The sequence below is a fragment of the Mangrovicoccus sp. HB161399 genome (genome assembly GCF_013184745.1).
Lineage (GTDB): Bacteria > Pseudomonadota > Alphaproteobacteria > Rhodobacterales > Rhodobacteraceae > Mangrovicoccus.
In genome coordinates this window covers 38,304-57,521 of the sequence record NZ_JAATVU010000021.1, presented here as the reverse complement: position 1 = coordinate 57,521, position 19,218 = coordinate 38,304, and the positions used below count along the sequence as shown (strand labels likewise).

15 protein-coding genes and 1 pseudogene are annotated in these 19,218 nt (G+C 69.0%); 7 read left to right on the top strand and 9 right to left on the bottom strand.

Translation table 11 applies throughout. The features are described 5' to 3' along the window. Positions 1–40: 40 nt before the first annotated feature. From HCC78_RS13790 to HCC78_RS13760, 7 genes are all read right to left on the bottom strand, one after another. Complete coding sequence (locus tag HCC78_RS13790) at positions 41–793, bottom strand: squalene/phytoene synthase family protein (RefSeq protein ID WP_172329370.1); 753 nt, start codon at positions 791–793, stop codon at positions 41–43. Continuing rightward, the gene (gene cimA / locus HCC78_RS13785; RefSeq protein WP_172329369.1) at positions 790–2,445 is read right to left on the bottom strand and encodes a citramalate synthase; all 1,656 of its coding nucleotides are present in this window, start codon (positions 2,443–2,445) and stop codon (positions 790–792) included. The genes HCC78_RS13790 and cimA overlap by 4 nt, the downstream gene beginning before the upstream one ends. Beyond that, the gene (cysS, locus tag HCC78_RS13780) at positions 2,442–3,836 is read right to left on the bottom strand and encodes a cysteine--tRNA ligase (protein WP_172329368.1); all 1,395 of its coding nucleotides are present in this window, start codon (positions 3,834–3,836) and stop codon (positions 2,442–2,444) included. The genes cimA and cysS overlap by 4 nt, the downstream gene beginning before the upstream one ends. Positions 3,837–3,947: 111 nt before the next feature. Further along, positions 3,948–4,526 carry a DUF924 family protein gene (locus HCC78_RS13775; RefSeq protein ID WP_172329367.1) on the bottom strand — a complete coding sequence of 193 codons (579 nt, stop codon included), beginning with the start codon at positions 4,524–4,526 and terminating at the stop codon, positions 3,948–3,950. A 109-nt stretch (positions 4,527–4,635) separates the two neighbouring features. Beyond that, complete coding sequence (locus HCC78_RS13770) at positions 4,636–5,967, bottom strand: MFS transporter (RefSeq protein ID WP_371743833.1); 1,332 nt, start codon at positions 5,965–5,967, stop codon at positions 4,636–4,638. Positions 5,968–6,041: 74 nt separating this feature from the next. Beyond that, complete coding sequence (queA, locus tag HCC78_RS13765) at positions 6,042–7,115, bottom strand: tRNA preQ1(34) S-adenosylmethionine ribosyltransferase-isomerase QueA (RefSeq protein WP_172329365.1); 1,074 nt, start codon at positions 7,113–7,115, stop codon at positions 6,042–6,044. Further along, positions 7,112–10,489 carry an AsmA-like C-terminal region-containing protein gene (locus tag HCC78_RS13760; RefSeq protein ID WP_172329364.1) on the bottom strand — a complete coding sequence of 1,126 codons (3,378 nt, stop codon included), beginning with the start codon at positions 10,487–10,489 and terminating at the stop codon, positions 7,112–7,114. The genes queA and HCC78_RS13760 overlap by 4 nt, the downstream gene beginning before the upstream one ends. A gap of 63 nt (positions 10,490–10,552) precedes the next feature. Between HCC78_RS13760 and bcp the strand changes: the two genes are divergently transcribed. Further along, positions 10,553–11,014: a thioredoxin-dependent thiol peroxidase gene (gene bcp / locus HCC78_RS13755; RefSeq protein ID WP_172329363.1), complete on the top strand. Its 462-nt coding sequence runs from the start codon at positions 10,553–10,555 to the stop codon at positions 11,012–11,014. Between the two features lie 49 nt (positions 11,015–11,063). Here bcp and HCC78_RS13750 read toward each other — a convergent pair whose 3' ends face one another. After that, entirely contained in the window at positions 11,064–11,492 is a 429-nt protein-coding gene (locus HCC78_RS13750) for a peptidylprolyl isomerase (RefSeq protein WP_172329362.1), read from the bottom strand. Between the two features lie 389 nt (positions 11,493–11,881). Here HCC78_RS13750 and HCC78_RS13745 point away from each other — a divergent pair, with 389 nt between their 5' ends. Further along, positions 11,882–12,721 (top strand): ferritin-like domain-containing protein, encoded by an 840-nt coding sequence (locus HCC78_RS13745; protein WP_172329361.1) that lies wholly within the window; start codon positions 11,882–11,884, stop codon positions 12,719–12,721. A gap of 1,160 nt (positions 12,722–13,881) precedes the next feature. On the opposite strand, the pseudogene HCC78_RS34800 reads toward HCC78_RS13745, so the two are convergent. Further along, positions 13,882–14,559 (bottom strand): annotated as a pseudogene (locus HCC78_RS34800) (transposase); the annotation flags it as partial. Between the two features lie 413 nt (positions 14,560–14,972). Here HCC78_RS34800 and chrA point away from each other — a divergent pair. The 5 genes from chrA (at position 14,973) to HCC78_RS13720 (ending at position 19,203) form a co-directional block, all read left to right on the top strand. Further along, the gene (chrA, locus tag HCC78_RS13740) at positions 14,973–16,217 is read left to right on the top strand and encodes a chromate efflux transporter (protein ID WP_172329360.1); all 1,245 of its coding nucleotides are present in this window, start codon (positions 14,973–14,975) and stop codon (positions 16,215–16,217) included. Positions 16,218–16,296: 79 nt separating this feature from the next. After that, positions 16,297–16,773 (top strand): SspB family protein, encoded by a 477-nt coding sequence (locus HCC78_RS13735; RefSeq protein WP_172329359.1) that lies wholly within the window; start codon positions 16,297–16,299, stop codon positions 16,771–16,773. Positions 16,774–16,912: 139 nt separating this feature from the next. Further along, complete coding sequence (gene fumC, locus HCC78_RS13730) at positions 16,913–18,307, top strand: class II fumarate hydratase (protein WP_172329358.1); 1,395 nt, start codon at positions 16,913–16,915, stop codon at positions 18,305–18,307. 95 nt (positions 18,308–18,402) lie between these two features. Further along, positions 18,403–18,597, top strand: coding sequence for a DUF4169 family protein (locus HCC78_RS13725; protein ID WP_172329357.1), 195 nt, complete (start codon positions 18,403–18,405; stop codon positions 18,595–18,597). A 378-nt stretch (positions 18,598–18,975) separates the two neighbouring features. Continuing rightward, the gene (locus HCC78_RS13720) at positions 18,976–19,203 is read left to right on the top strand and encodes a ribbon-helix-helix domain-containing protein (RefSeq protein ID WP_172329356.1); all 228 of its coding nucleotides are present in this window, start codon (positions 18,976–18,978) and stop codon (positions 19,201–19,203) included. Positions 19,204–19,218: the final 15 nt, after the last annotated feature.

Here is a 19,218-nt window from a genome sequence, read left to right as displayed (position 1 = left end):
CCCCTCACCCCGGCCCTCTCCCCGCGGGGGAGAGGGAGGCTCACCAGCCCCGCAGGCGATGCGCGAGAAGCGAAACGTCGCGGCGGAAGGGCGAGATTTCCAGCCGCCCCGCAAGCACCCGGCCCGGCTCTGCCCTTGCGGCGCGCAGGATGCCGCCTGCCCGCCAGGCGGACAGCAGCGCCGGGCGCGCGGCAGGTTCCGGAGCGCTGCCGCGGGCCGCGCCCAGGCGGTCGAGCCCGATCCGCGCCAGTTCGGCAATGTCCTGCGGGTCTTCGGACGGAAGCGGCCTCCGCCCTCGCGCCCTGAGCTCGGGAACGGCCCGCAGATAGGCCGCCAGCCCGGCGGCAAATCCGGCATCCATCAGCCCGCGCGTCCCGGCGCCGAGCGCCGCGCCCGCAGCGACCATCAGCTGGCCGCCGGTATCCTCGAGATATTCGATCAGCGCGACCGAACCGGCGAAGGGTGCAGCCTCCAGATCGGCATGCCGCGCGACGATGGCGGCATCGAGCGCCTCCGCCCCGGCCGCCGTCAGCACCTCGGACAGCGGGGTCGCCACCTCATGGCGGCGCACCGGGCCGCCCGAGGCGATTTCCTCCATCGCCTCGCGCCACCAGGCCAGCCGCATCTGGCCGATCATCGGCTCCTGGCTGACCCAGGGCGCCCGGGCGATTTCCACATTGGCGGCATAGACCGGCAGCAGGCGCGCCCGCACCGCCCGCGGCTGGCCGCGGAGCGAGATCCAGCGGTCCGGATCGCCCCGCCGCACGAGATCGGCGCAGGCGTCGAGGCTCATGCCAGATCGGCCACCGGACGGCTCAGCGCGCCCACGGCCGGAGCCCCGTCGCGGATCAGCTTCCAGGCGATGGCATCGAGCAGCGCCTCGAAGGAGGCATCGACGATGTTCGGCGAAACGCCGACCGTCGACCAGCGGTTGCCCGCGCGGTCCTCGGTGTCGATGATCACCCGCGTGACCGCCTCGGTGCCGCCATTGGTGATGCGCACCTTGAAATCGACGAGCTTCATGTCTTCGATATACTGCTGGTAGACGCCGAGGTCCTTCATCAGCGCCTTCGACAGCGCGTTGACCGGGCCGCGGTCGCTTCCCTGAGCGTCGATGCTTTCGGAGACCGACAGGTGCTTCTCGTCGCCAATCTTCACCACCACCACGGCCTCGGACAGGCTGACCATGCGGTCGCGCTTGTTCTTGCGGCGCTCGACGGTCACGCGGTAGCGCTTGACCTCGAAGAACTCGGGCAGCGTGCCGAGCTCCTTTCGCGCCACCAGCTCGAAGCTCGCCTGCGCGGCGTCGTAGGTATAGCCCTGCGCCTCGTTCTCCTTGATCCGCTCCAGGATCGCGCCGAGCGCCGGATCGCCGGGGGCGACCTCCAGCCCGGCCTCGGCCAGGCGGCGGCGCAGGTTCGACTGGCCGGCCTGGTTCGACATCGGGATCAGGCGGGAATTGCCGACCTGCGAGGGGCGGATGTGTTCGTAGGTGGCCGGGTTCTTCAGGATCGCGCTGGCATGCAGCCCGGCCTTGTGGGTGAAGGCCGAGGCGCCGACATAGGGAGAGCTGCGCAGCGGCACCCGGTTGAGGATGTCGTCGAGCATGCGCGAGGCCCGGGTCAGCCCGGCCAGCGCCTCGGTGGTGACGCCGGTTTCGTAGCGGCCGGCATAGGGCTCCTTCAGCATCAGCGTCGGGATCAGCGTGGTGAGGTTCGCGTTGCCGCAGCGTTCGCCCAGCCCGTTCAGCGTGCCCTGCACCTGGCGGACGCCGGCATCGACCGCGGCCAGCGAGCCCGCCACGGCGTTGCCGGTATCGTCATGGCAGTGGATGCCCAGCCGGTCGCCCGGGATGCCGTCGGCGATCACCTCGCGGACGATGCGGCCGATCTCGTCGGGCAGCGTGCCGCCATTGGTATCGCAGAGCACGATCCAGCGCGCGCCGGCATCATAGGCGGCGCGCAGGCAGGACAGCGCATAGCCCGGATTTGCCTTGTAGCCGTCGAAGAAATGCTCGGCGTCGTAGAGCGCTTCGCGGCCTTCCTTCACCACATGCGCAAAGGAGGCGGCGATGTTCCCTAGGTTCTCCTCCAGCGTGATGCCGAGCGCTTCGGTGACGTGGAAATCGTGGCTCTTGCCGACGAGGCATACGGCAGGCGTCCGCGCGTTCAGCACGCCCGCCAGCACGTCGTCATTCTCCGCCGAGCGGCCCGCCCGCTTGGTCATGCCGAAGGCGGTGAAGGTCGCGCGGGTCTCGGGACGCGCCTCGAAGAAGGCGCTGTCGGTCGGGTTCGCGCCCGGCCAGCCGCCCTCGATATAGTCGATGCCCAGCGAGTCCAGCGTCTCGGCGATGCGGATCTTCTCGTCGGTGGAGAACTGCACGCCATGGGTCTGCTGCCCGTCGCGCAGCGTGGTGTCGAAAAGGTACAGACGTTCGCGGGTCATGAGAGCGCCTCCAGTTTTGCGGCGTCGAATTCGGGTTTCGGGGCAAGCTCGACCCCGGCCTTGGACATGCGGACCTCGACGCCCGCTGCCAGCAGCATGGATTTCATCGCATCGACCTTGCCGAAATCCTTCGTTTCCATCGCCTGCGCCCGCGCGGCGGCAAGCGCATCGGCATAGGAGCTGAGGTCGATATCGGCGGATTGGGCCCAGTCGCCCAGCTCGTCGGTCAGCAGCCCCAGCATCGCGGCGGACCCTTTCAGCGCGGCGGCATCGCCCGCGGCGGCCAGCTTGTGCAGTTCCGCAATCGCGCCGGCGGTGTTGATGTCGTCCGAAAGCGCCGCCAGAACCGCGGGCGAGGCTTCGCCCGGAGCAACGCTATCGGTCAGGGCGCGCCACTTGCGCAGGGTCTTCTCGGCCTCCTCGCGCTTGGCCTCGGTCCAGTCCATCGGCTTGCGGTAATGCGTGCCGAGGAACACCATGCGGATGACCTCGCCGGGGATGCCCTGATCGAGCAGGTCGCGCACGGTGAAGAAGTTGCCCAGGGACTTGGACATCTTCTTGCCCTCGACCTGCAGCATCTCGTTGTGCAGCCAGACGCGCGCGAAGCCGGAGCCGGGATTCGCGCAGCAGCTCTGGGCGATCTCGTTCTCGTGGTGCGGGAACATCAGGTCGTTGCCCCCGCCATGGATGTCGAAGCTCGGGCCCAAGAGGTCATGGCTCATCGCCGAGCATTCGATATGCCAGCCCGGGCGGCCGCGGCCCCAGGGGCTGTCCCAGCCGGGCAGGTCGTCGGTCGACGGCTTCCACAGCACGAAATCCATCGGGTTGCGCTTGTAGGGCGCGACCTCGACGCGGGCGCCGGCGATCATGTCCTCGACCGAGCGGCCCGAAAGGCGGCCGTAATCCTCGTAGCTTTCCACCGAGAACAGCACATGGCCCTCGGCCGCATAGGCATGGCCCTTTGCGATCAGGTCCTCGCACATGGCGATCATCTGGCCGATATAGGCGGTCGCGCGCGGCTCGTGGTCCGGGCGGGCGGCGCCGAGCGCGTCCATGTCGGCATGGTACCAGCCGATGGTTTCCTCGGTGCGCTCGCGGATCAGGTCCTCCAGCGTCCCCGGGGCGCCCGCTTCCTTGCGCTGCAGCGCGGTGGCGTTGATCTTGTCGTCCACATCGGTGAAGTTGCGGACATAGGTCACGTGATCCGGCCCGTAGACGTGGCGCAGCAGCCGCACCAGCACGTCGAAGACGACGACGGGGCGGGCATTGCCCAGATGGGCACGGTCATAGACAGTGGGGCCGCAGAGATAGAGGCGCACGTTCGACGGGTCGATCGGCTCGAAAATCTCGAGCTTGCGGGTGCGGGTGTTGGTCAGGCGGATCTCTGCCATCGCGGCCTCCGTTGCGATCTGGCGTGGTCCGCTGCCCCTATACCCAAATGCGGGCGAAGAAAAGCGAAAGGGCCGCACGGGGCGGCCCCTGGGCGCCGGCCGGCAGGCGGCTCAGGCGGCGACGCGCATGCCCTGCACGACGGTGCGGTAGCCGCCCTCCTCGAGGAAGCGGGCCTCCTCGCCGGTGGTCGGGCGGCCGAGATCGTCGTTGCGGTACGGGAAGCGGCCGAAGCGGCGGATCACCTCGCGGTGCGCGCGCGCATGCAGCAGGTTGTCGGCGCCGCTCTCCGGCATCCGCTCCATCATCAGGCGGATGCAGCGCTCCTGGTCCATCAGGCATTCCGAATGCATCAGCGGCAGGTAGAAGAACTGCCGCTCCGGCTCGGGGATGCGCATGTCCCAGCCGAGCTCGATCGCCTTCTTGGCGAGGCTGCGCGCCAGGGTGTCGGTGGCAAAGGCGCGGCCGTCGCCGCGGAACATGTTGCGCGGGAACTGGTCGAGCAGGATCAGCAGCGCCAGCGTGCCGTGCGGCGTGGCGCTCCAGCCCAGATGGCCCTCGGCCTGCGCCGCCTCCCAGGTGGTCCCGAAGCGCGCCAGGATCGTCGCGTCCAGCTCCGCGCCGCCCATGTACCAGCCCTTCGGACCGACCTCGTCGATCCAGAAATCCAGAACGTCCTCATAACCCGTCATTGTTCTCTCCCCGCTTCGACGGCGTTCACTCAACACCTTTACAAAGTGTGTATCAATTGCGGGAAAATCCGAAGGAACGATCGGCGGCGTAGTTAACCCGGCTGTCGGGTCAGGCCGCGTGATCCTCTTCCTCGTGCTCTTCCGCATCCTCCGAATCCATATAGGACTCGGCCACGGCCTCCATCGTGACAACCGATGCGGTCGGCAGGACCGGCGCGAAATCGCCGGTCTCGCTGACGGCCGGTGCCGGGCGGCGGGTCATCCGGTAGCCGGCATAGAGCGTCAGGCCGGCGAAAAGCACTGCAAGGAAAAGAAAAAATCCGTTCGGACCGACCGTGCCCATGGCAAAGCCGGTGATCACCGGACCGATCACGGCAGCGAAACCGTTCAGAAACAAAAGCTGTCCCGAAGCGGAGGCCATGTCGTCGGGTTCCAGGAAGTCGGCCGTGTGCGCCACGAGCAGCCCGTAGAGCGGGTTCGACACACCGCCGATCACCGCGCCCACGGCCAGCAGCACCGGGAAGCTCAGCGACAGGAAGGGCAGCACGGCGACGGCCGCGCCCATGGCCGCAGTCGCCAGGATCAGGCGGCGGCGGTCCATCCGGTCCGAGAGCCAGCCGATCGGGAACTGGCAGATCAGGCCGCCGACATAGATCGCCGCGATGAAAAGCGAGATCTGCGACACGCTGAGCCCGGCGGAGGTGCCGAAGACCGAGGCCATGCCGAAGGTCGAGGAATAGACCCCGCCCATCAGCAGGATGCCGACGCAGCCCAGCGGCGAGACCTTGAAGAGCTGCGCGATACCCATCCGCTTGGTCGAGGAGAAGGTCGGCGTCGGCGTGACCGACAGCAAGATCGGCGCGAAGCTGATCGAGACCAGCACCGAGACCACGACGAACAGCACGTATTGCGACGGGTCGCCCAGCATCGGCAGCGCCTGCGCCGCGACCACGCCGCCGGTCTGCACGATCATGTAGAGCGACAGCGTCTGGCCGCGCAGGTTGTTCGGCGTCGAGGAGTTCAGCCAGCTTTCCGCGGTCACGTAGACCCCGCACATGCAGAAGCCGAAGACCACGCGCAGCGCGATCCAGACCCAGGGATCGGTGATCGTCGGATACAGGATCAGGATCGCCGAGATGAAGCTGGCCAGCGCCGCGAAGACCCGGATGTGGCCGACCCGTCGGATCAGCTCGGGCGCCAGCTGCGAGCCGCCGAGGAAGCCCGCGAAATAGGCCGACATGACCAGCGACAGGTGCAGGGTCGAGAAGCCCTCCAGGTTGCCGCGGATGCCCAGCAGAGTCCCCTGCGAGCCGTTGCCCACCATCAGCAGGAAGATGCCGAGGAAAAGGGGCCAGGACATGAGGAAGGCGCGGGTCATCGGTCGACTCTTTCGGACTTGCGTTTTCCCTTGCCCTAGCTGCGCAAGGTAACGGTCCGCCATGCCAAAAGCGACATCGCGGGAGTTTTTTTCTCGGCGGCGGCGCCGGGGGCGGTTTCCCGCCTACCCGGCCATGGTTACTTTCCGGTTGACGGCAGCAGCAGCGAGGCGTCGCCGTAGCTGAAGAAACGGTAGCCGGACCCGACCGCATGGGCATAGGCCGTCAGCATCCGTTCCCGCCCCATCAATGCGGAAACCAGCATCATCAGTGTCGATTTGGGAAGATGGAAATTGGTCATCAGCCCGTCGGCGGCGCGGAATTCGAAGCCGGGATAGATGAAGATGTCGGTTTTCGCGGCGAAGGGAGCGACCTCGCCGGTCTTCCGCGCGGCGCTCTCGATCAGCCGCAGCGCGGTGGTGCCGACCGCGATCACGCGCCCGCCCGCCGCCTTGGTGGCGCGGATCTCCGCCGCCGCCGCTTCGCTGACCTCGCCCCATTCGGCATGCATCCGGTGCTTGGCCGGGTCGTCGACCTTGACCGGCAGGAAGGTGCCCGCGCCGACATGCAGCGTGACCTCGGTGAAGTCGACGCCCCTGGCGCGGATCGCCTCCAGCAGGTCCTCGTCGAAATGCAGGCTCGCCGTCGGCGCCGCCACCGCGCCGGAATGGCGGGCGAAGACCGTCTGGTAGTCGGTGCGGTCCTGCTCGTCCGCCGGACGCTTGGCCGCGATGTAGGGCGGCAGCGGCATCGCGCCGACCAGGGCCAGCGCGGCCTCCACTGTCTCCTCGCCATGCTCCAGCCGGACGCGCGCCAGCCCGGCGCCGTCGCGCGACAGCATGTGCGCCCGCACGCCCGCGCCGAACTCCACCGTCTCGCCGTCGCGCAGCTTGCGCAGCGGCTTGATCAGCGCGGTCCAGACGTTTTCCTCCGGCTGCGGGTCGAGCAGCGTCACCTCGACCTTCGCCTCGCCCGTGCCGCTGTCGCTGTCGCGGCGGCGCATGCCGGCAAGCCGCGAAGGCAGGACGCGGGTGTTGTTCAGCACCAGCCGGTCGCCCGCGCGCAGCAGGTCCGGCAGGTCGGAGACATGCAGGTCGCGGAACGCCGCCTCCTGCCCCTCGACGACCAGCAGCTTGGCTGCGGTGCGGGGACGGACCGGGCGGGTGGCGATGCGGTCCTCGGGCAGGTCGAAATCGAAATCGGCGAGTTTCATCCCTCGCCCCCGATCTCGGGCGCGGGATTGCGGAAGATCTCGCGCATCCCGCCCGGCGCCAGCAGCGACAGCGGATTGGCCCGGACCCGCGGCCGGGCGAAGGGGCCCGAGACGCCGAAGGTGATGCCGAGCAGCCCCTCGCCGGGGCGGGTCATCCCGGCGCCGACGCGGTTCAAGAAGTAAAATGGCGAGAGCACGCCCTGAATGTCCATGGCCTTCCGTTTCAGATCAACTTCTCCGTCGAGCGACAGGCCGAGACTCGGTCCGGTCGCGCTCGCTTGGCTCACAACCATGCGCTCCGGCGTCAAGAGGAACTGTGCGTCGACCCGGCCGAAATGTATCCCGCCCTTGATCATCTGCTCGGCGATGCCGACCACCGAGATCGCCGAGAGCACCCGCGCGGCGACCGGCGCCTCGGTGATGGTGATGCCGTCGATCCCCAGACGCCCGCGGTAGCTGCCCGCCTGCCCCGTCGGGTCGAGCCGCAGATCCAGCACCCCGCCCCCGGCGCGCCGGAAGAGTCCCGCATCCTGCGCCACCCGACCGGCATCGCTGCTGCGGATGCGGATGCTCGGCCCCGGCTGCGCCGCCGAGAGCCGGATGTCGACCGGTGCGCCGCCATTGACGCGGCCCTCGAGCTTGCCCGCATTGCCCGCGGCCAGATCGATCCCGCCCGCGACATTGGCCAGCGCCAGCGTGTCGGTGACCCGCACCGTCATGTCCCTCAGCGCGACCGGCCCCGGGCCGTCCTTGCCGCCGCCGCTGCCCCCGCCGCCCTTGGGCAGGCCGCGCAGATCCAGCGTCCCGCCGGACAGCGACAGAGCCGGGCGCCCGCCCTGGCGGGGCCGCAGGGTGACGGCGGCATCGAACCAGCCGCCCAGCTGCGCCCGCGAGAAGGCAAGCTCCGACAGTCCGCCCCCGGCGCGCATCGACAGCCGCCCGTCGAGCGACAGGCCCGGCGCACGCAGCCGCAGCCGGTCGAAGGCAGGCGCAGGACCGAGATGTCCGGAGAGGTCCACCGACCCGGCGCGTCCCGCCGGCTTCGACCAGCCGAGCGCGGGAACCGACACCGCCATCCCGGCAAGGTCGCCGTCCAGCGCCAGCTGCGGCGGCCGCCCCTGGCGCAGCGCGACCGTTCCCTCGACGCGTCCCGTGCCGGACACCTTGCTGCCCGACAGCGGCACGCCGATCTCCTCCAGCAGGCCGCGGGTCAGCGGCGCCGAAAACGCGATGTCGCTGCCGTCGGCGCCGGGGCCCATGGCCCGGCTCCAGGTCACCTCCGCAGGGAAGCCGTCCAGCGTGGCGGGCCCAGCCACCGTCACCTTGCTGCGGTCGAGCGACAGGTCGAGCCGCGGGCTCTCCAGCTGGCGCCCGGGCAGCAGCGCCGCGGTGGCGGCCTCCGTGATCTGTCCGGTCACCCGGTAGTCCAGCTTGCGCGACGCCCGGTCCGGCCCCATCGGCACCGAGAGCGCGATGTCGAGCGCGACGCCGCCGCCGACATCGCCGGGGCCGACCGGCAGCGCGCCCAGCTTGCCGCCCGTCAGCGCGGGCACCGCCAGCAGCGACAGCGCGGCCGGGGCCGGCGCCTCGGCATGGCCGGAGACCTCCAGCGGCGTCGATTTCACCGTCGTGTCGGACTTGGCGATCCGCCCGCCGGTAATCTGCACTGTCCCGCCCTCGGGCGCCGCCATCTCGGCATGGTCGAGCGCGACCGCAAGCCGGTGCTGCTGCAGCGAGAAGAACCCCTCCGCCGCCGAGATTTCGGGAATGCCCGGCACCGCCGTCACCTCGCCGCCGCCGAAGCGGAAGGTCAGCGCCGACTCGGGCGGGCCGCGCCGGTCCAGCCGCAGCGACAGCCGCGCGTCGCGCACGGTGCCGGCATGGACATTCTCCAGCGCCCATTTCCGCGGGGCCTGCGCCACGGCCGGCGGCCAGAGCGCGCGCACCGCGTCGAGGTCCAGCTCGCCGGCGCGGGCATCGAATTGCATCCGCCAGCAATCCGGCAGCAGCGTGCGGCTGGGCGCGCCCGGGGTGATGCAGCGCAGCGGGTCGGGCAGCTCGGCCCCGCCCGAAACCTGCACCGCCGCGCCGTCGGCGACCAGCCAGCTCGGCGCCAGCTCGATCCGCCGCTGCGCCAGGTCGTAGCGCAGCGCGGTTTCCAGCCGCGCGCCCTCCACCGGCTTCGCCAGCACCCCCGGCAGGTCGAGCGACAGGCCGGTTGCCGAGAATTGCAGCGCCGCGGATTTCACCGCGCCCGCGGGCGTCCATCCGGGGATGACCCGCGCCGCGCCCGAGAAGGCCAGCAGGTCGCTGTCGAGCCGCAGGTTGTCGACCTCGAGGATGTCGCGCTGCGGATCGAAGAGCAGATCCGCCCCGCCGCTGCGCACCGTCGCGCGGCGCTCCGCCCCCAGCTGGACATGGCCGTCGCCGAAGGACACCCGCCCGCGCAGCGGCGCCAGCGTGCCGTCGGCGCGCAGGTCGGCTGCCAGCAGGATCGACAGCGGCAGGTCGGCCACCGGATCGGGCGGCAGCACAAGCCCGCTTCCCTCGCCGGGCAGCAGCTGCGCCGGGTTCACCCCGCGCGCGGCAAAGCGCAGCCGGCCGGTGCCCGCGGCCATGTCGGCCGTGACGCCGAGGCTCAGCGCCCCCTGCGCCGGAGCCTCGCCCGGTCCGGCAAGCTGCAGCTGCAGCGTCAGCGCCTCGCCCTGCCGCCCGATCCGCAGGTCGCCGTCGGGATTGTGCCAGGCCCAGCCGTTCACCTGGTCCTCGACGCGCAGGTCGATGCCGGAAATCCCGAGCTCCTGCAGCGAAGCGAAATTCGGCTGGTCGAGAATCGAGCGGAGCTGCGCCAGCGCCTCGCCCGGACGGCGCACCGCCTGCAGGATGGTGGCGCGCTCGGCGCCGAGGCTGACCCCGCCCCCGGTCGCCGCCAGCGTCGCCTTCATCCCGGCAAGCCGCAGCGCCTTGGGCTGGAACCGCCCGCGCAGCAGCGCGCTGCCGTCGATCACCAGATCGGCCTCGGCCAGCGCCAGCAGCGGCACCGACTCGCCGCGGCGGTAGAGCCTCAGCCCCCGCGCCTCCACCACCGGCACGAGCCCGGGACGCAGCGACAGGTCGAACTGGTCGATCACCGCCGCCAGCCCCTGCCCGGCCAGCCGGTTCTGCAGCCGGTCCCCGGCCACCCGCGCGACCCAGGATCCCACCGGCAGCGGCCGGGTCTGCGCCACCATCGCCAGCACCGCCGTCCCGGCCACCGCGACGGTGGCGAGGATCACCGCGGTCTGCAGGATCCGCCCCGCCGTCTTCAGCAGCTTGCGGTGCAGGCGCCGCTTGCGGGGCCTCCCGTTCAGATGCTGGTGCTGGCGGGGATGCATGGGGTTGGATTCTGCCTCGATTCACCTAGAACTCGGGAAGATTATCATTTGCGAGGACAGACAATGCCAGAGACGGGCGACATGGCGCCGGACTTCACTTTGCCACAGGATGGCGGGGCGGATGTCACGCTTTCGGCGGAACGCGGCGCGCCGGTGGTGCTTTATTTCTATCCCAAGGACGATACCTCGGGCTGCACCAAGGAGGCGATTGCCTTCACCGGGCTGATGCCGGACTTCGCGGCGGCCGGCGTGAAGGTGATGGGAATCTCCAAGGACACCGTTGCCAAGCACGCAAAGTTCCGCGCCAAGCACGAACTGGGCGTCCAGCTGCTCTCGGACGAGGACGGCGCGGTCTGCGAGGCCTTCGGCGTCTGGGTGGAGAAATCTATGTACGGCAAGAAGTACATGGGGATCGAGCGCGCCACCTTCCTCGTCGATGCGGACGGCAAGATCGCGCAGGCCTGGCGCAAGGTGAAGGTGCCGGGCCATGCCGAGGCGGTTCTGGAGGCTGCCAAGGCGCTGTGAGGCGCGGCGGCGCGGGGCGGCCAGGGAAAGCCGTCCCCGCGCGCTGCGGTCAGGCGATCGCGACCAGTTCGACGTCGAAGGTCAGCGCCTTGCCCGCGAGCGGGTGGTTGGCATCGAGGATCAGCTCGTCCTCGGTCACCTCTGCGATCACGACCTGCAGGGCCTGGCCGTCCTGCGTCTGCACCTGCAGCTGCGTGCCGGGCTCGGTCGGGATGTGATCCGGCACATTGGCGCGGTCCACCGCCTGCATGCGGTCGGGATGGTGTTCGCCATAGGCATCTGCCGCCTCGACGCGCACGGTGCGGGTCTCGCCGACTTCCATGCCGGCCAGCCCGGCATCGAGTCCCGGAATGATCTGGCCGGAGCCCAGCTGGAACGACAGCGGATCGCGGCCTTCGGAAGTGTCGAAGACCGTGCCGTCGTCCAGAGAGCCCTTGTAGTGAATATGCAGGGTGTCGCCCGGCTTTGACTGGGTCATGGGAAGCATCCTTTTCGGGGGAGTTGTGAATTTGCCGAGGCCGCGGATCGGGGCGGGTTGCTCGTTCGCTCGGTCCCAAGGCTGGCAATTCCGGCCCGGAATGTAAACCGCCGGACGCCATTTTGTGAGCAGCGGCCCTGCCTGCGCTGCCGGAACCGGACCGATCCGCCCGGCCCTGGACCCGTCCGGTTCCGGCGGACAGCGCTCGCGGCCTGCTCTGCAGGCACGCCGTTTTCCGCGCCCTCCGGCATCCCGATCCGGGAAAATGCCGCCCTGCGGCGGCGCGGCGGTTTCCGCAATCTGCATCCGCCTGCGGCCCCGCGCCCGTCCCGAGCACGGATTGGCAGTGCCCTTGCCGCGGTGCAGGCTTTGCGGCAAGAGGCGGAGCCATGACCATGACGCTTGCCCAGATGGCCGTGGACGTTCTGACCACCGCCGACCCGATGGAAAAGACCGGCAAGTCCCGCGACTATGCCGCCCGCTGGTTCGCCGCGCGCGCGGCCGGGACGCCGATCGAGATCGGCCGCGCCGAGGCGCCGCTGCGGCCCTCGCGTCCCGAGCGGCCTGAGCTGCTGCCGCCGAAGGACGTGCCGCGGCGGCGCCCGGGCAGCGAGGCGGGGCGCAAGGCGCTCCTGCACGCGGTCGCGCATATCGAGCTGAATGCCGTCGACCTGCACTGGGACATCATCCCGCGCTTTGCCGATGTGAAGATGCCGCTCGGCTTCTACGACGACTGGGTGAAATCGGCGGACGAGGAATCCAAGCATTTCCGGCTGGTCTGCGGCTGCCTGGAGGAACTGGGCAGCTTCTACGGCGACTTGCCCGCCCATGCCGGCATGTGGCGCGCCGCCGAGGATACCGTGGACGACTTCCTCGGCCGCCTGTCGGTCGTACCGATGGTGCTGGAGGCGCGCGGGCTCGACGTCACGCCGGGCATGATCGGCGTGTTCAGGAAGGCGGAGATGGCAAGCGCGGTCGAGGCGCTGGAGACGATCTATGCGGAGGAGGTCGGCCATGTCGCCTATGGCTCGAAATGGTTCAATTTCCTCTGCGGCCGTCACGAGCTAGACCCCAAGGAGACCTTCCACGCGCTGGTGCGGAAATACTTCCACGGCGCGCTGAAGCCGCCCTTCAACGAGGAAAAGCGGGCCGATGCGGGCCTGCCGCCGGATTTCTACTGGCCGCTGGCCGAGGAAACGCCGGAAGGCAAACGCGGCCCCGGGGGCTGAGCCGCGCGGGCGCGCCGCGGCGCGCCTTGTCAGGTTGCAGCCGGCAGGAAGACGACGACTTTCCGCTGTCGCCGGGCTGCGCATGGAGGCCATTCCGCAGGCACTCGCACGGCATCGCCCCCTTGCCGGATGGAAGGCTGCCGACGAACAGCATCAGGGGGGATCTGCCATTGCGGATGACGGCGGGGATCGCGCAGCCTCTTTGCCCGGGCCCGCCGCTGTCTGGCCCGGACGTCACGCCCGCAAGAACCATGACCATCGCTCAGCGCAGGCAGCAGGGCCCGGGACTTCCGGCATGGCGGAAAGCGCCGTCCGGACCCGTCCCGCCCGACCAACCCGCAACCGGCGCTGCCATGCGACCCGGCAGCAAGCAGCCGCGAACTGCCGTCTCCGCGCGCGGCGGCGCCTGCCTGCCCCGACTGCCACGCAACTGACGCCGGACCTCCCCGCGGCGCGGCCTCGGCCGGGGGGGCCCGCCGCATCGTGACTGGCCCTGTTGGACAAATCGGCAATCGACCGCAGTTTCCCTCTGCCAGGGCACCCTTGTCCAAGCCCCGCGGTCGCCGGAACGCCGGGACGCCGGGGGCCGTGAAGCGGTTCATGACTGCCGAACGGATCTGGACGTCGTCTCCCCTTGCGGACGAAGGTGAGGCATTGCGCTTCCATCGGTCCGAAGCCGATGCCGAACGGACATGGGCCGCTGGCCGAGCAGCTTCGCGCAGTTCATCCAACCGCCGGGTAGAAGGTCCGCCGGACCTTATCCCGATCCGGCTCATATCTCGGCCCTGCTCCGTCACTGGCACCCGCGCCAGTTCCGCCGGAACGTCCGGCCCAGATGCCTTGGCGCCCCAGGAACCCGCTGCGCGCCCGTGCCCCGGCGGCTTGCGGTTTCCGCGGCTTCGCGTTGCGACGGGGAGGGAGTGAGGGCATGACTGCCACCGGTCGGAAGGCACGCCCGGACCGCTGCCGCAGCGCGGGCTGCGACGGCGTCCTGGCCGCCACGCATGCTGCAGGCGCCGCCGGCTGCGCCCGATACGTGGCGCAGCCGTCGGCAACCCGGCGGTGGGAGCGGCGACTTCCAGTTCGTCGGGATCTGGGCGGGCAATTCGGGCAGCATCCCTCGCCGGTCGGCTCGGACCGGTGGCGCTTGCCCGCTCGACGTCGCCGACATTGCTCGACATGGCTGCCGCCGCCCGGATCTCGAGCGTTTCCTCGTTGATCCCCAAGTGAATATTGCGCCACACGGGCCGCCAGGAGCCGCCTTGCTTGCGCCTGTGCCACCCGCCTTCTCCTTTCACCATGATCCCGGTGCTATGCACGAGCAGGCGAAGCGTGCCTCCGGAGCCGCGCTTCGGGATGGTGGCACCCAAGGTTCGACGGGCTTTCGCGGCACCACCGGCGCGACGGTCCCGCCTAACTCTGGAGGCATGACAGGCTGCAGACCTTAGGAGAACAGAGAATCCGTCTGGAGGACGGATTGCCCGGCGAAGGGCACGGATCGGCCGATCCCGGACAGTTCCGGCAGTTGCGCCACGAACCCTGCTCGCCGCCGCCCATCGGCCCCGGACCGATGGCGCCGCGATGGGCAACTCGCTCGGAGCTGTGACGCTCCCGTGGCTCGCTCTGGCGGTGCGGCAGGCCGAGGAGGACCTTGAGCGTCAGGCAGGCCTGGATCGCAGTGTCGCCATGGCCTGCCGACAGCCGCGACGCCCAGACGGCACCGCGTTCCGCTGCATGTCGGCACCCAACCAGAAGGCCAGCGAACCCCGCTGCCTCTGAGCCTGGCCACATGCGTGCCGGTTGGAGATCCTGAATGTCGTCTTCGGAGACCTTCTCATGTCGAGCAGCTAAAATGCCAGATTCACGAGTTGCCCCTTGCAACTTGCGCAGCAACGCCCCCGCCAGGCGGAATGCTCCTGTAGCATCGGGGGCAGTTCCAGGAACTTGCGGCTATGGCGGCGCAGCTGCGCTTGCTGGACGGGTTGATCAGTCCGGCTTTCCCTGCCAACTTCGCCGCCGGGCTGCCCGTCCCGGGCGCAACCGCAGAGCAATCCCGGATGGACGGCGCGGCGGCGCCGACCATGGCCGCGCCGGTCCCGGCTCTCCCGTCCGCAACCCTTCCTGCACATGGCGCGCCTCCCCCGCCGCCTGTTGCCCCGGACCCGCCGGCCGGCGGGACCGCGGCGCAACGGCCTGTGGGCGGAATCGCCGGGATGTGCCATGGCGGAACCGGCAAGCGAGGGGCGGGCACATGGCGGAGTACCGGGATCTCTTCAGGGCCTTCTGGCGGATCGGCCTGCACTCCTTCGGAGGGCCCGCCGCGCAGATCGCCGTGATGCACCGCGAGCTGGTCGACGGGCGCGGCTGGCTGAGCGAGGCGCAGTTCCTGTCCTCCCTGAGCTTCTGCATGCTGCTGCCGGGACCGGAGGCGATGCAGCTGGCGACCTATGCGGGCTGGCGGCTGAAGGGCTGGCAGGGCGGCCTGATCGGCGGCGGCCTCTTCGTGCTGCCCGGCGCGGCAGTGATGGCGGCGCTGGCCCTGGCCTATCTGGCCTGGGGGCAGCTGCCGCTGGTCAATGCCATGTTCATGGGCATCCAGGCGGCAGTGGTGGCAATCGTGGTGCAGGCATTCTGGCGGCTGGGACGCAAGGCGCTGACCACGCCGGGACGGCGGCTGCTGGCGGCGCTGTCCTTCCTCGGCATCTACGCCTTCGCCCTGCCCTTTCCGCTGATCGTGCTTGCCGCCGGACTGGCCGGCGCGCTGGCCGCTCCGGGAGAGCCGCGCGCGGCACCCCCGGTGGCCGGCGCACGCACGCTGCGCACCGTCGCTGTCTGGGGCGGGCTCTGGGCGCTGCCGGTGCTGCTGTCCTGGGCGATGGGCTGGCAGCTGCTGACCGCGGTCGCGCTGTTCTTCTCCAAGCTCGCGGTGGTGACTTTCGGCGGCGCCTATGCGGTGCTGGCCTACATGGCGCAGGAGGTCGTGCAGCAGCATGGCTGGATCACCGCGGCGCAGATGATGGACGGGCTGGGCCTGGCCGAGACCACGCCGGGGCCGCTGATCCTGGTGACGCAGTTCGTCGCGATGCTCGCGGGCGGAAATGCGGGGGGCTGGGGGCTGGCGCTGGCGGCGGGGGCGATGGCGCTCTGGGTCACTTTCGTGCCCTGCTTCCTGTGGATCTTCGCCGGGGCGCCCTATGTCGAGGCGATCTCGGGGCGGCCGCGGCTGGCCGGGGCGCTCGGCGCGATCTCGGCGGCAGTCTGCGGGGTGATCCTGAACTTGTCGCTGTGGTTCGCGCTGCATGTCTTCTTCGGCAGAATGGCGCCGATCCAGGCCGGCCCCGCGCAGATCCTGCTGCCCGACCCCGGCACGCTGCGCCCGCTTGCCGTCGAGCTTGCATTTTCCGCGGGCTTGCTCATGCTGGTTGCAAAGATTCCGATCGGCCCGGTTCTTGCCCTCTCGGCAGCCATCGCGGCGATCCTGGGCCCGTTAACCTGATGTTGCGGCAATTCGCGCGATCCTCCCCTTTTCAATCGCCGCGGCATTCGGTTAGACGGGTAAGAAAGCGAGAGAAACCATGGCCCGCACCATCGATTACGGAAACATGATGCACCGCGCGATGCGCGGACTGATCCGGCAGGTTCTCGGCGATGTCGCCGATCACGGACTCCCGGGCGAGCACCATTTCTTCATCACCTTCGACACCAAGTGCGAAGGCGTCGAGGTCGCGGACTGGCTTCTCGATCTCTACCCTTCGGAAATGACCATCGTCATCCAGCACTGGTACGACAATCTGGTCGTGGACGAGGACGGGTTCCGCATCACGCTGAACTTCGGCGACCAGCCCGAGGAACTCGCCATTCCCTACACGGCGATCCGCACCTTCGTCGATCCGTCGGTCGAATTCGGCCTGCGCTTCGAAACCACCGAGATGGACGACGAGGACGAGGATGACGACGAGGACGCGCCGATGGCCGAGGACGTCGATCCCGAGCCCGAGGAAAAGCCCCGCGGCGATGCCGAAGTCGTCAGCCTGGACAGCTTCCGCAAGTGAGGCTGCCCGGTTCGGGCGCTAACATCCGGATGTCCTCCTAGAGCGCGCATTTCATGCGGCAATTCGGTGCTGCAGGGCGATTGCATACGTCGGCATGCAGCGCTATTCCGCTTGCAACGCATGAAACGGAGGATGTCTCATGACCGCGACCCGTACCGAGACCGACAGCTTCGGCCCGCTCGAAGTTCCCGCAGACAAGTACTGGGGTGCCCAGACCCAGCGTTCGATCATGAACTTCCCGATCGGCTGGGAAAAGCAGCCGGTCCCGATCGTGCGCGCCCTCGGCGTGGTCAAGCAGGCCTGCGCCATGGCCAACAAGGAGCTGGGCGCGATGGAGCCGAAAATCGCCGACGCGATCATCGCGGCCGCGGGCGAGGTCATCGAAGGCAAGTTCGACGACAACTTCCCGCTTGTGGTCTGGCAGACCGGCTCGGGCACCCAGTCGAACATGAACGCCAACGAGGTGATCTCGAACCGCGCGATCGAGATGCTCGGCGGGCAGATGGCGTCGAAATCGCCGGTCCACCCGAACGACCACTGCAACATGGGCCAGTCCTCGAACGACACCTTCCCGACCGCGATGCATGTCGCCATCGCCATGCAGGCGCGCGACGTGCTGCTGCCGGGTCTGAAGAAGCTGCATGACGCGCTGGAAGCCAAGTCCGTCGAGTTCAAGGACATCATCAAGATCGGCCGGACCCACACCCAGGACGCCACCCCGCTGACGCTGGGCCAGGAATTCTCGGGCTACACCCACCAGGTCAGGAAGGGCATGGAGCGCGTCGAGGCCTGCCTCGGCGACATCTACGAACTGGCGCAGGGCGGCACCGCCGTCGGCACCGGCCTGAACACCAAGAAGGGCTGGGCCGAGATGGTCGCGGCCAACATGGCGACGATCACCGGCCTGCCCTTCGTCACCGCGCCGAACAAGTTCGAGGCCCTGGCCGCGCATGACGCGATGGTGATGTTCTCGGGCGCGCTGAAAACCGTCGCCGCGTCGCTGTTCAAGATCGCCAACGACATGCGCCTCCTCGGCTCGGGCCCGCGCTCGGGCCTCGGCGAGCTGATCCTGCCGGAGAACGAGCCCGGCTCCTCGATCATGCCGGGCAAGGTCAACCCGACCCAGGCCGAGGCGCTGACCATGGTCTGCGCGCATGTCATGGGCAACGACGCCGCCATCGGCTTCGCAGGCTCCCAGGGCCATTTCGAGCTGAACGTCTACAACCCGATGATGTCCTACAACGTGCTGCAGTCGATGCAGCTGCTGGGCGACTCGGCCTCGGCCTTCACCGACAACATGGTTGTGGGCACCCAGGCCAACACCGCGCGGATCGACAAGCTGATGAAGGAATCGCTGATGCTGGTGACCGCGCTGGCGCCGACCATCGGCTACGACAACGCCACCAAGGTCGCCAAGACCGCGCACAAGAACGGCACCACGCTGAAGGAAGAGGCCATCGCGCTCGGCTTCGTCGACGAGGCAACCTTCGACGCGGTCGTGCGTCCCGAACAGATGATCGGCCCGAAGGACTGATCCTTTCCCGGCAATTTTCTCGGAGGGCGCGGCCGCGATGCCGCGCCCTTTCGCATTCCATGCTATGCTGCCCGCCGAACCGACCGGAGACCGCCATGGCCGACAAGCCGATCAGCCTCTCGAAATTCCGCAAGACCCGCCAGCGCGAGGAGGCCAGGAAGCAGGCCGACGGCAATGCCGCCAAATTCGGGCGGACCAAGGCCGAGAAGGCGCGCGACCGCCAGGATTCCGAGCGCAGCACCCGCCATCTCGACGGCCACCGCCGCGACGGAGCGCCGGACAAGGACTGATCCCATGTTCAATTGCCCTTGCCGGGGGACAATTGCCCGCAATCAAAGCGTTTTGACACCAATGCATAAAATCTTAACCAAGCGGTAATCTTTAGCTTAAAATTCAGTTTCAAGTTACAGTATATGGCTGACGTCGGGAAAAAGATGTTGACGCAGCGACAGCCGTGCTGGCAGCAGCCGGTCCGGCGCGGCAGGCGAACTTCCGGATGCTGGCGGCAAGATATTCGTTTTCCGCCTGCGGCCGAAAAATTGGCCAACCCGGAATTCCGCCCTAAAACTGGTTGATGGAGCGGGATTTCATGCAGGAAACTGGTCAATTCGCGTCCGCGGTGGGTGTTCGTCCCGCGGCCGGACTGGGCCCAAGGAGAAGTTCGAAGTATGAGTAGCCGTCCCAAGAAACGTTCCCTCACGCTCAAGGGCCACCGCACCAGCGTGTCCCTAGAGGACGATTTCTGGTCCGCATTCCAGGAGATCGCGGCGCAGCGGCGGCAGGCGGTGAACGCCCTTGCGGCGGAAATCGACGAGCAGCGCGGCAACCAGATGGGGCTTGCTTCGGCGCTCCGGCTGTACATCCTGCGCCACTATCGAGAGCGCGCCGGGAAATAACGCCCTTGCATGAGG

What these genes read in the sequence shown, in the direction of transcription:
- chrA (WP_172329360.1), top strand. Translation starts at nt 14,973, where the DNA reads ATGGCGGAGTACCGGGATCTCTTCAGGGCCTTCTGGCGGATCGGCCTG.
- HCC78_RS13750 (WP_172329362.1), bottom strand. Translation starts at nt 11,492, where the DNA reads ATGACCCAGTCAAAGCCGGGCGACACCCTGCATATTCACTACAAGGGC.
- HCC78_RS13745 (WP_172329361.1), top strand. Translation starts at nt 11,882, where the DNA reads ATGACCATGACGCTTGCCCAGATGGCCGTGGACGTTCTGACCACCGCC.
- cimA (WP_172329369.1), bottom strand. Translation starts at nt 2,445, where the DNA reads ATGACCCGCGAACGTCTGTACCTTTTCGACACCACGCTGCGCGACGGG.
- queA (WP_172329365.1), bottom strand. Translation starts at nt 7,115, where the DNA reads ATGAAACTCGCCGATTTCGATTTCGACCTGCCCGAGGACCGCATCGCC.
- HCC78_RS13790 (WP_172329370.1), bottom strand. Translation starts at nt 793, where the DNA reads ATGAGCCTCGACGCCTGCGCCGATCTCGTGCGGCGGGGCGATCCGGAC.
- HCC78_RS13760 (WP_172329364.1), bottom strand. Translation starts at nt 10,489, where the DNA reads ATGCATCCCCGCCAGCACCAGCATCTGAACGGGAGGCCCCGCAAGCGG.
- HCC78_RS13720 (WP_172329356.1), top strand. Translation starts at nt 18,976, where the DNA reads ATGAGTAGCCGTCCCAAGAAACGTTCCCTCACGCTCAAGGGCCACCGC.
- HCC78_RS13775 (WP_172329367.1), bottom strand. Translation starts at nt 4,526, where the DNA reads ATGACGGGTTATGAGGACGTTCTGGATTTCTGGATCGACGAGGTCGGT.
- HCC78_RS13770 (WP_371743833.1), bottom strand. Translation starts at nt 5,967, where the DNA reads ATGGCGGACCGTTACCTTGCGCAGCTAGGGCAAGGGAAAACGCAAGTC.
- HCC78_RS13725 (WP_172329357.1), top strand. Translation starts at nt 18,403, where the DNA reads ATGGCCGACAAGCCGATCAGCCTCTCGAAATTCCGCAAGACCCGCCAG.
- bcp (WP_172329363.1), top strand. Translation starts at nt 10,553, where the DNA reads ATGCCAGAGACGGGCGACATGGCGCCGGACTTCACTTTGCCACAGGAT.
- cysS (WP_172329368.1), bottom strand. Translation starts at nt 3,836, where the DNA reads ATGGCAGAGATCCGCCTGACCAACACCCGCACCCGCAAGCTCGAGATT.
- fumC (WP_172329358.1), top strand. Translation starts at nt 16,913, where the DNA reads ATGACCGCGACCCGTACCGAGACCGACAGCTTCGGCCCGCTCGAAGTT.
- HCC78_RS13735 (WP_172329359.1), top strand. Translation starts at nt 16,297, where the DNA reads ATGGCCCGCACCATCGATTACGGAAACATGATGCACCGCGCGATGCGC.